6 protein-coding genes and 2 tRNA genes are annotated in these 9280 nt (G+C 75.3%); 5 read left to right on the top strand and 3 right to left on the bottom strand.

What is annotated here, in order from left to right:
• Nucleotides 1-55 precede the first annotated feature (55 nt).
• Nucleotides 56-1756: a GMC oxidoreductase gene (locus ACTUAL_RS01970; protein ID WP_440899055.1), complete on the bottom strand. Its 1701-nt coding sequence runs from the start codon at nucleotides 1754-1756 to the stop codon at nucleotides 56-58.
• 57 nt (nucleotides 1757-1813) lie between these two features.
• Nucleotides 1814-3268 (bottom strand): flavin-containing monooxygenase, encoded by a 1455-nt coding sequence (locus tag ACTUAL_RS01965; RefSeq protein ID WP_440899054.1) that lies wholly within the window; start codon nucleotides 3266-3268, stop codon nucleotides 1814-1816.
• Nucleotides 3269-3339: 71 nt separating this feature from the next.
• Between ACTUAL_RS01965 and ACTUAL_RS01960 the strand changes: the two genes are divergently transcribed.
• Nucleotides 3340-4395, top strand: coding sequence for an AraC family transcriptional regulator (locus ACTUAL_RS01960; protein WP_440899053.1), 1056 nt, complete (start codon nucleotides 3340-3342; stop codon nucleotides 4393-4395).
• Here the strand turns inward: ACTUAL_RS01960 and ACTUAL_RS01955 are convergent.
• A complete protein-coding gene (locus ACTUAL_RS01955; RefSeq protein ID WP_440899052.1) occupies nucleotides 4365-4991 on the bottom strand; it encodes a hypothetical protein in 627 nt (208 codons plus the stop codon). The two genes, ACTUAL_RS01960 and ACTUAL_RS01955, sit on opposite strands and share 31 nt — an antisense overlap.
• Before the next feature lie 194 nt (nucleotides 4992-5185).
• Between ACTUAL_RS01955 and ACTUAL_RS01950 the strand changes: the two genes are divergently transcribed.
• The 4 genes from ACTUAL_RS01950 to ACTUAL_RS01935 all read left to right on the top strand — a co-directional run bounded on the left by ACTUAL_RS01950 (nucleotide 5186) and on the right by ACTUAL_RS01935 (nucleotide 8937).
• Entirely contained in the window at nucleotides 5186-6145 is a 960-nt protein-coding gene (locus ACTUAL_RS01950) for an arabinan endo-1,5-alpha-L-arabinosidase (protein ID WP_440899051.1), read from the top strand.
• A 131-nt stretch (nucleotides 6146-6276) separates the two neighbouring features.
• Nucleotides 6277-6349, top strand: a tRNA-Gln gene (locus ACTUAL_RS01945).
• A gap of 39 nt (nucleotides 6350-6388) precedes the next feature.
• Nucleotides 6389-6464, top strand: a tRNA-Thr gene (locus ACTUAL_RS01940).
• Nucleotides 6465-6558: 94 nt separating this feature from the next.
• Nucleotides 6559-8937, top strand: coding sequence for a hypothetical protein (locus tag ACTUAL_RS01935; RefSeq protein ID WP_440899050.1), 2379 nt, complete (start codon nucleotides 6559-6561; stop codon nucleotides 8935-8937).
• Nucleotides 8938-9280: the final 343 nt, after the last annotated feature.

Here is a 9280-nt window from a genome sequence, read left to right as displayed (position 1 = left end):
GCGCCGCGGGCGGCGGTGGTTTGCCCCCCCGGGGCGGGGGTGCGCACCTCCCTGTTTATTGTGTCACGCCCCGGGGGGTTCCCCCCACGGGAGTGATGGGCAGCAGAGCGGCGGGCGCGGTGGGCGGCACCACGGGGTGGCGGGGCGCGATCGGGCGCACCGGCCGGTAGACCTCCCCCAGCGGCGGGCGCGGGTCCGGCTCGCCCTTGTTCGGCCACAGCGACATCGCCCGCTCCGCCATGGCCGTGATGGTCAGCGACGGGTTGACGCCCAGGTTCGCCGGGATGGTCGAGCCGTCGACCACGTGCAGGCCCTCGTGCCCGAACACCCGGTGGTAGGCGTCGACCACGCCGCTCTCGGGCGACGCGCCGATGCCGCAGCCGCCGATGAAGTGGCCGGTCAGGGGCACGTCGAAGAAGTCCGTCCAGGCCCCGCCGGGGATGCCGCCGATCTTCTCCGCCACCCGCCGGGTGAGCTCGTGCCCGACCGGGTTCCACACCTCGTTCCGCTCCCCCTCCCCCGGCCCCGAGGTCAGGCCCCGCCCGAACGGGCCGCGCCTGCCCCTGGTGGTGAGGGAGGTGTCGGTGTTCTGCATGAACAGCAGCGCCACGGACCGCTCCGACCAGCGCCTGGGGTTGAGCAGCCGGGGCAGGTCGCGGCGCTGCTCGACGAGCCGGTCGACCCCGCTGCGCCAGCGCGCCCTGCCGGGCTCCGGGTCGGCGAGCACGGTCATGAGCAGGCCCATGATGTTGCTGCCGCGCCCGTAGCGGACCGGTTCCACGTGGGTCCTCGGGTCCGGGTGCACCGAGGAGGTGATCGCGACGCCGCGCGAGTAGTCGACGTCGTCGGTGCGGGCCTTGACCGCGAGCACGGCCTCGGCGTTGGTGCGGGAGAGCACGCCCAGGCGCGCGGAGATCCCCGGCAGCACGCCCCGGTCGCGCAGCGAGTGCAGCAGCCGCTGGGTGCCCATCGCGGCGGCGGAGAACACCACCTGGCCCGCGGTGAGCACCTCGGTGCGCCACGGCCTGCCGGTGCGGGGGGCGCGCACCTCGTCGCCGCCCGCGACCGGGCGCACGTCGGTGACCGGGGTCTGCGGGCGCCCGGTCGCGCCCGCGCGCTCGGCCAGGTGCAGGTAGTTCTTGGTCAGCGTGTTCTTGGCGTTGTGCCTGCACCCGGTCATGCACTCGCCGCAGTGCGCGCACCCGGCGCGCTCAGGCCCGACGCCGCCGAAGAACGGGTCGGCCACCCGCTGGCCGGGGCGCTCGGCGAAGAACACGCCGACGCGGGAGCGGTGGTAGGTCGAGCCGACGCCGAGGTCGTCGGCGACCGCGCGCAGCACCCGGTCCGCCGGGGTGGTCAGCGGGTTCTCCACGACCCCGAGCATCCGCTCCGCCTGGTCGTACCAGCGGCCCAGCTCGGCCTTCCAGTCGGCGGTGCCGCTCCAGGCGGGCGCGGTGAAGAAGTGCTCGCCGGGCCGGTAGAGGGTGTTGGCGTAGACGAGCGAGCCGCCGCCGACGCCCGCGCCGCTGAGCACGAGCACGTCGCGCAGCAGGTCGATCCGCTGGATGCCGTAGCAGCCGACGGCCGGGGCGAACAGGTAGTCGCGCAGCCGCCAGGAGGTGCGGGCGAACTCGTGGTCGGCGAACCGGCGGCCCGCCTCCAGGACGCCGACGCGGTAGCCCTTCTCGGTCAGGCGCAGCGCGCTGACCGCGCCGCCGAACCCGGAGCCGATCACCAGGACGTCGTAGTCGGGCACGGTGCTCCTCCAGCGTGGTCGGGGGTCCGGGGCGGGGACTGGGGTCCGGGTCGGGGTTCAGGGGCGGGTGAAGCGGAAGTGCCTCGGGTCGGGGCGCGCCGTCCTGCGCCGGTACTCCCAGACCTGGCCGGGCCAGTTGCTCACGATCCGCCCGCCCTCGACCCGGTACCAGCTGCGGCAGCGCGCCCAGGCGGTGCGGCCGAGCCGGTCCTGCACCTCGCGGTCGAACGCGTCCGCGACCTCGGGGCGCACCTCGGCGCCGGTCAGGCCGTGCGCGCGCATCCGCTCCAGCAGCGCGGTGACGTACCCGACCTGCGGCTCGATCATCTGCAGGATCGAGTTGCCGCCGAGGTTGGTGTTGGGGCCGTAGAGCACGAACAGGTTCGGGAAGCCGGGGACGGTCAGGCCGAGGTGGGCGCGGGCCCCGTCGCGCCAGCGGTCGGCCAGCTCCGCGCCGTCGCGGCCCCTGATCCGCATCGGGGCGAGGAACTCGGTGGCGGCGAACCCGGTGCCGTGCACGACCACGTCGACCGGGTGCTCGACGCCGTCGGCCGAGCGCAGCCCGCGCGGGGTGAACGCGATGGCGGGCGAGGTCACGAGGTCGACGTTGTCGCTGGTCAGCGCCGGGTACCAGGTGTTGGAGAACAGCACGCGCCGGCAGCCCACCGGGTGGTCGGGGACGAGGGCGGCGCGCAGCGCGGGGTCGGGGACCTGGCGGCGCAGGTGCAGGTGGAACGCGGCCTCGACCGCCTTGCCGAACGCGGGCACGGCGGTGATCGCGGCGGTGAGGAACTCCCCCGCCACCCACGTGGTGGCCCGGCCCACGGCCCTGGCGGGCGGGAACGCGCGGTGGAGGGCGGTGCGGCGGCGGGTGTAGGCGCGGTCGGGCTTGGGGATGACGTGCGGCGGGGTGCGCTGGAAGACGGTCACCCTGGCGGCGACCTCGCGGATCTCCGGCACGAACTGGATCGCGCTCGCCCCGGTGCCGACGACGGCCACGCGCAGCCCGGTGAGGTCCAGGTCGTGGTCCCAGCGGGAGCTGTGGAAGACCCGGCCGGGGAAGTCGGCGGCGCCGGGCAGGTCGGGGACGGCCGGTCGGGACAGCTGGCCGACGGCGGTGACCAGGAACCGCGCGACGTGCTCGCGCCCGTCGGCCAGGGTGACCCGCCAGCGGGCGGCGGGCTCGTCGTAGTCGGCGGAGACGACCTCGGCGCCGAACCGCACGCGCGGCAGCACGCCGGTCTCGGCGGCGACCCGCCGCAGGTAGGCGTGGATGTCGGCCTGGCCGGAGTAGCGGCGCGGCCAGCCCGGTTCGGGGGCGAAGGAGAACGAGTAGAGCGAGGAGGGCACGTCGCAGGCCGCGCCGGGGTAGGTGTTGTCCCGCCACACCCCGCCCACGTCCCGCGCCTTCTCCAGCACCAGCGCGCTGAACCCGGCGCGCAGCGCGGAGGCTGCCATGCCGATCCCGGCGAAGCCCGCGCCGATCACCACCACGTCGACCCCGTTGTCCACGTGCCGAGGCTAGGCCGGGAGCACCCCATCGGCCCAAGACAATCGGGGCCGCGGAATCCACAATTCCGGCCATGCCCCCTCTCGCCGACCCGGCCGTGCGGCACTGGGACTTCCCGCGCGGCGTCGCGGGCGTGGCGCTGCTGGTGCGGTTCGGGGTCGAGCGCGGGCTCGCCGAGACCGACCAGCTGGCGGGCACCGGGCTGGTGGCGGCGGACCTGGTCGCCCCGGACGGGGAGGTCAGCGCGCACCAGGAGCTGCGGGTGGTGCGGGCGCTCGCGGAGGCGCTGCCCGACGCGGGCGTCGAGCTGGGCGGGCGGTACCACGCGACCACGTTCGGGGTGCTCGGGTTCGCGTTCCTGAGCAGCCGGAGCGTGCGGGACGCGGTGGACGTGGCGCTGCGGTTCCTGGACCTGAGCTTCGCGTTCTGCATCCCGAGCGCGTCGGTGTCGGACGGGCTGGTGCGGGTGCTGCTGGACCCCACCGGGCTGCCGGACCCGGTGGGGCGGTTCCTGGCCGAGCGGGACCTGGCGGCGGTGCACTCGGTGATCGGCGAGCTGCTGCCGGGCGGGTTGCCGCTGCGGTCGGTGGTGTTCGGGTTCCCGGAGCCGGGCGGGGTGGCCGTCCACGAGCGGGCGTTCGGGCTGCGGCCGGTGTTCGGGGCGCCGGTGACGGCGGCGGTGTACGACGCGGGCCTGCTGGACCGGCCGCTGCCGCAGGCCGACCCGCACACCGTGGCGGCGTGCGAGGCGCAGTGCCGCAGGCTGGTGGCGCGGCGGCTCGAGCGCGGCGGGATCTCGCACGAGGTGCGGGAGCGGCTGGCCGGGCCGGGCGCGCTGGACGGCGGCATGGACCGGGTGGCGCGGGAGCTGTCGGTGAGCACCCGGACGCTGCGGCGCAGGCTCGCCGGGGCGGGCACGAGCTACCGGGAGCTGCTGGACGAGGTGCGGGAGGCGCTGGCCGAGCGGTTGCTGCGGGGCGGTGCGCTGTCGGTGGAGGAGGCGGCGCGGCGGCTCGGGTACGCGGAGGCGTCGAGCTTCATCCACGCGTTCAAGCGGTGGAAGGGCGTGACGCCCGCGACGTGGCGCGGGGGCGGCGATCAGCCGAGCAGCAGCAGGCCCGCCGAGTAGATCCCGCCGCCGCCGAGCACGCCCAGCACCGCGCCGCCGCACACCTGGCCGGTGGTGTGGTCGCCCAGCTCGACCCGCGACCAGGCCACCAGCGCGGACGCCGACCACAGCAGCGCCCACCACGGGCCGCTCTGGATGGCCAGGATCGCGATCGCGCCGAACGCGACGCCCGAGTGCACCGAGATCTTCCAGCCGCGCCCGCCGGGGGCGAGGGTGATCGCGGTGGTGACGACCAGCGTGCTGAACATGGCCGCCGCGAGCGCGATCATCTCGTGCGGCGCGTCCGCGAGCGCGAGGGCCGCGATGCCGACGCCCACCGACCCGACGCAGGTCAGCAGCGGCACGAGGCGGTCCTCGCGGCGGGTGACGTGGTGGTTGTCCCAGCGGCCCCTGCGCGCGCCGTGCACGATCACCGCCATCGGGATCACCGCGCCGAACACGGCGACGACCGCGCCCCACACCAGCGCGCCGAACGCGGTGCCGGTGGCGCTCCAGCCGATCGCGGCGGGCAGCCACACCACCCACACCCAGGGCGCGAGCACCTCGGTGACGAGCTTGGCGAACCGCCGCGGCGGGGTCGGGGAAGCGGGCTGCACGGGGGTCCTTCCGGTGGGCGCGCGGACCACCCCCGAGGGGGAGGATCACCGGGGGCGCCGGGGAATTTCACCACCCTGAACCGTCCTTGTCGGCGCCGCCCCCGCCTCGCTACGGTCGGCGGACCAGTCGTGCCTCCCGGAACACGCCTGTCCGCCGCCGCCGACCCCTCCACCACCGTGGATCGAGGAGAACCGTGGCAAGAGCGACGAAGCGCGCGCTGGTGCTGCTCGCGGCACTGGCGCTGGTCCTGCCGGGAGCGGGCCAGGCGATGGCCTACCCGTACCCCGGCGTGGTCACCGGCGACATCGGCGTGCACGACCCGACGTTCGTGAAGAAGCCCGACGGGACCTACCTGGTCGCGCACACCGGGGACAACATCGCGCTGAAGACCTCCACCGACCGCACCGCGTTCCGCAACGCGGGCGCGGTCTTCCCGAACGGCGCGTCCTGGACCACCGCGTACACCGGCGGCAGCCGGAACCTGTGGGCGCCGGACCTGTCGTACCAGAACGGCCGGTACTACCTGTACTACTCGGCGTCGACGTTCGGCTCGAACAAGTCGGCGATCTTCCTGGCCACCAGCACGACCGGCGCGTCCGGGTCCTGGACCAACCAGGGGCTGGTGATCGAGTCCAGCGGCTCGAACGACTACAACGCGATCGACCCGAACCTGGTGGTGGACGACCAGGGCCGGTGGTGGCTGAGCTTCGGCTCGTTCTGGTCGGGCATCAAGCTCGTGCAGCTCAACCCGTCGACCGGCAAGCGCTCGGACAGCACGATCCGGTCCGTCGCGGGCCGGGGCGGCGGCGCGATCGAGGCGCCGACGATCGTCAAGCACGGGTCGTACTACTACCTGTTCGTGTCGTTCGACCGCTGCTGCGCGGGCGCGGCGAGCACGTACCGGGTGATGGTGGGCCGGTCGACGAGCGTGACCGGGCCGTACGTGGCGCGCAACGGGACGGCGATGACCTCCGGGGGCGGCACGGAGATCCTGGCCGGGCAGGGCAGCATCCACGGGCCCGGTCACCAGGACGTGTTCAGCGACTCCAACAGCGACATCATCACGTACCACTACTACACCGACAGCGGGGCCTCGCAGCTCGGGATCAACTGGCTGGCCTGGGACTCCGCGGGGTGGCCCTACCTGCACTGATCGTCCCTCGGCGGGTTGTCCGTCGCGTCCCGGCCGGTTGGTCGGGGCGCGCCCTCACGGGAAAACCGGGAGACACGACCGGGTGAGCGCCTTATGGTCTGCTGTGGACGGAGCCGCGAGGCTCCGACCAGCGTGGAGTAGCTCAGGTGGTAGAGCTCCCGGCTCTGGACCGGGAGGGCGCGGGTTCGAGTCCCGCCTCCATGTCGAGCCCGGACCGCCGTGGTCCGGGGAGCGCGGGACCACCACGGGGTAGATCAGGTGGCGGATCGCCCGGCTGGTAACCGGGAGGGCGTCGGTTCGAGTCCGACCCCCGTGTCCACCCACCCCGCGCTCGCCTCTCGTCGTGCGGCCCCGGCCAGGTGCCGGGGCCGCGCGTTCCGCACGCGGAGCGACGTCCCCACCGGAGCACAGCCATGTCCCAGCACACCGCCTTCTCCCCCTACGCGCTCGCGCGGTTCCTGCGCGCGCTGGAGTCCGCGCCCGCCTCGTCGAAGAAGGTCGCGCAGTGGGCGGGCGTGCTCCGGGGGATGGCGGACGGGTCGCTGACCGTGGGCAGCCGCACCCCGGTGTCGGGCGTTCCGCCGTGGGTGACCCTGGAGGTCGCGCACGGCGGGTTCGCCACCGGGAGGCTGGTGGCCGAGGTCGAGCCGGACGAGGAGGAGCGCGCGCTGCTGGCCGCGCTGCCCGCCGGGGTCCCCGGCGGCACCGACCGCGAGCGGCTGAACTGGTGGCACCTGGGCGACGAGGGCCGGGCCGCGCTGCTGGGGCTTGTGGAGTCCGGGGAGTACCGGGTCGACGCGCCGGAGGAGGCCGCGATCCCGGCGGTGGCGGTGCTGCTGGCGTCCGGGCGCGCGGACGCGGCCCTGCGGGTGCTGGACGCGATCGGCCCGTGGCTGCCCAGGCTGCGGTTCACGCCCAGGCGCGCGGCGCGGTCCACGATGAGCGGGTCGGTGGTGCGCCGGACCCCGGTGGCGGAACTGGGCGCCGCCCTGCGGCGGACCGCGGTGCCCCAGCAGGTCGGGGCGATGCGGGAGACGCTGGGGGTGTGGAACCCGCTGCACGACGAGCTGGTCGACCTGTGGGCGTCCACCGTCGAGGGCGAGGCGCCCCGGCTGGACGAGGCGGGCGCGGTGCGGGGCGGCTGGCCCTGCCGGGTGTGGCCCGAGGACTGGGCGCGGCGGCGGGAGGAGTGGTTGGCGAAGCTGGCGGCGGCGGGCGCGCCGAGCGGGCGGCACGCGCACCCCCGGAGCAACTTCAGCAGGCTGCGCGAAGCGCTGCTGCGGTGCTCGGGGGACGGGGGCGGGGGTGGCGTGGGGGTTTCCGGCGCGGTTGGCGCTCCCGACGCGGCCGGTGCTCCCGGCGCGGTCAGCCCGGCTGCCGCCCCCACCGCTGGTTTCAGCGCGGCGTTGTCCGCGCGGGAGGTCGGCTGGGTGCGCCGCGCGCTGGCGAACGCGCTGACCCGCCGGGGCGAGCACCACGCCGAGCTGCGCGCCACGCAGGCCGAGGTGGTGGCCACCCCCACGCACGCGGCGTTCGCGGCGGTGCTGGCCGACCGCCTGGGCCGCTACCCCGCCGACGGCGGCCTCCCCTCCCTGGAGCCGCTGTCCGCCCCCGCGGTCCCCGGTGAGGGCCTGCCCGAGGGCAGCGACTTCCCCGCGCACCTGCTGGCGAAGCTCGACCGCGCGCTGGAGGCCCCGCTGGCCGAGCTGGTGCGGCGCGGCGTCGTGCCGTCCGGGGAGGTGCTGGCCGAGGTGCTGCCGCAGGTGACGGCGCGGCTGCTCGCGGCCGGGCTGTCCGACCCGGTGGCGGGCGCGCTGCGCGAGCAGGCGTACGCGGCGTTCCGGCGGCGCAGGACGTTGCTGCTGCTGGACCTGGAGTCGCAGGTGCGGTTCGAGGAGCTGCCGTGGGTGACCGCGCTGGACGTGTTCCGCTCGGCCGGGCAGGGCGCGGGGCGGGCGGCGCGAGAGGCCCTGGAGCAGACCGCGCTGCTGGCGCTGGCGTCGTTCCCGCACACGGTCACCCCGAACCCGCTGGTGTCCGAGTTCGGCGCGCTGGCGAAGCAGGCGGGTGTTCCCGTGCCGCTGGTGGAGGAGATCGCGGCGGACATCTTCACGGGCAGCTTCACGCCGAAGTGGCACCACGCGGCGGTGGTGGCGCACCGGGTCACGCTCGGCACGCCGTACGCGGCGTACTACGACCTGGTCGAGCCGCCCGAGCTGGTGGGCGGGAAGCGCTGGTTCGGGCGCCCGGAGGCGGCGCGGTGGTTCGGGGAGGAGTGCGGGCGGCGGGCCGGGGCGTCCGCGCACCGGAGCTGGGTGGTCGGCAACGGGATGGTGCTGGAGCAGAGCCAGGTGCTGACCACGCAGAACCTCGCGGCGCTGGCGGGGGGCCTCGACCTGACCGACCGGCTGCGCCCGGTCGCGGCGGGGCTGGTGACCGGGGTGTTCGACTGGATCACGGGCGGGCTGGCGCGGCGGGCGAAGCCGGAGCGGACGTGGCACGAGGGGCTGCTGCTGGTGAAGAACGTGGCCTACGCGTGGCGGCAGGCGGTGTTCCTGCTCGGGTACTGCGACGAGCGGGAGCGCCGGGAGCTGGTCGCGCACCTGCGCCGGTCGACGGGCTCGCTGAACCTGCTCCGCACCTTCGAGCCAGCGGTGCTCGGCCTGGAGCACGTGCTGTCCGGAGGCCGCTTCGACGCCGAGGGCGCCACCCCCGGCGGCGGCCGGAGGCTGCTCGGCTGGACGGACGGGACGCACTGGCTGATGAACGACCGCGCGCGCTGGCGGGGGTGAGCCACCACCGGAGCAGTCCCAAGTTCACCCGATCGAGCCGCCCCAACACAACCGGGGAAATGCAACCCTGGCCAGAGCACGAGCAGGTCGGGAACCCTGATCCCTGGCCAGATGGGGCCGAGCGCGGGGCAGGCGGTGCGTGGCCTCCCACCTCGCGCGAACGCGGAGATGTCGGTTGATCATGCGGGGTGCGCGGTGAGAGGGGACGCGAATCCACAGCGCAACCCCAGGCCCGTCCCGACATCTCCGCCACCCCCACCGGCACCCCAAGCCCCCCGATTACCCCTCCCCTCCTCACCCTCCCCACCCCTCCCAGCCCTCCCCGCCCTCTCCGCCCCTGCCA

This window comes from Actinosynnema sp. (genome assembly GCF_052038725.1).
This window is presented reverse-complemented; position numbering and strand designations above follow the sequence as displayed.

Excerpts from the sequence above, each read along its gene's own strand:
- ACTUAL_RS01935 (WP_440899050.1), top strand. The coding sequence starts at position 6,559 with ATGTCCCAGCACACCGCCTTCTCCCCCTACGCGCTCGCGCGGTTCCTG.
- ACTUAL_RS01960 (WP_440899053.1), top strand. The coding sequence starts at position 3,340 with ATGCCCCCTCTCGCCGACCCGGCCGTGCGGCACTGGGACTTCCCGCGC.